The following is a 1,459-nucleotide window of genomic DNA, read 5'->3' as shown; positions in this document are numbered from 1 at the left end:
AGTGGCGAACGGGTGAGTAACACGTGAGTAACCTGCCCCTGACTTCGGGATAAGCCCGGGAAACTGGGTCTAATACCGGATACGACTCCTGCCCGCATGGGTGGGGGTGGAAAGTTTTGTCGGTTGGGGATGGGCTCGCGGCCTATCAGCTTGTTGGTGGGGTAATGGCCTACCAAGGCGTTTACGGGTAGCCGGCCTGAGAGGGCGACCGGCCACACTGGGACTGAGACACGGCCCAGACTCCTACGGGAGGCAGCAGTGGGGAATATTGCACAATGGGCGCAAGCCTGATGCAGCGACGCCGCGTGGGGGATGACGGCCTTCGGGTTGTAAACCTCTTTCAGTAGGGAACAAGGCCTCCTTGATGGGGGTGGAGGGTACCTGCAGAAGAAGTACCGGCTAACTACGTGCCAGCAGCCGCGGTAATACGTAGGGTACTAGCGTTGTCCGGAATTATTGGGCGTAAAGAGCTCGTAGGCGGTTGGTCGCGTCTGCTGTGGAAACGCATCGCTTAACGGTGCGCGTGCAGTGGGTACGGGCCGACTGGAGTGCAGTAGGGGAGTCTGGAATTCCTGGTGTAGCGGTGAAATGCGCAGATATCAGGAGGAACACCGGTGGCGAAGGCGGGACTCTGGGCTGTTACTGACGCTGAGGAGCGAAAGCATGGGGAGCGAACAGGATTAGATACCCTGGTAGTCCATGCCGTAAACGTTGGGCACTAGGTGTGGGACCCATTCCACGGGTTCTGTGCCGTAGCTAACGCATTAAGTGCCCCGCCTGGGGAGTACGGCCGCAAGGCTAAAACTCAAAGGAATTGACGGGGGCCCGCACAAGCGGCGGAGCATGCGGATTAATTCGATGCAACGCGAAGAACCTTACCAAGGCTTGACATGCGCCAGATCGCCTCGGAAACGGGGTTTCCCTTTTTGGGTTGGTGTACAGGTGGTGCATGGTTGTCGTCAGCTCGTGTCGTGAGATGTTGGGTTAAGTCCCGCAACGAGCGCAACCCTCGTTCTATGTTGCCAGCACGTGATGGTGGGAACTCATAGGAGACTGCCGGGGTTAACTCGGAGGAAGGTGGGGATGACGTCAAATCATCATGCCCTTTATGTCTTGGGCTTCACGCATGCTACAATGGCCGGTACAGAGGGAAGCGATGCCGTGAGGTGGAGCGAATCTCAGAAAGCCGGTCTCAGTTCGGATCGTAGTCTGCAACTCGACTACGTGAAGTCGGAGTCGCTAGTAATCGCAGATCAGCAATGCTGCGGTGAATACGTTCCCGGGCCTTGTACACACCGCCCGTCAAGTCACGAAAGTCGGTAACACCCGAAGCCCATGGCCTAACCGGTTCGTCCGGGGGGAGTGGTCGAAGGTGGGACTGGTGATTGGGACTAAGTCGTAACAAGGTAGCCGTACCGGAAGGTGCGGCTGGATCACCTCCTTTCTAAGGAGCATCAAC

General features: G+C 57.6%; 1 rRNA gene. It reads left to right on the top strand.

The annotated features are described in order from the left end of the window. A 16S ribosomal RNA gene (locus NQ034_RS16015) occupies positions 1 to 1,444 on the top strand; the annotation flags it as partial. Positions 1,445 to 1,459 lie beyond the last annotated feature (15 nt).

The organism is Brevibacterium moorei (assembly GCF_024580735.1).
Classification (GTDB): domain Bacteria; phylum Actinomycetota; class Actinomycetes; order Actinomycetales; family Brevibacteriaceae; genus Brevibacterium; species Brevibacterium moorei.
This window is presented reverse-complemented; position numbering and strand designations above follow the sequence as displayed.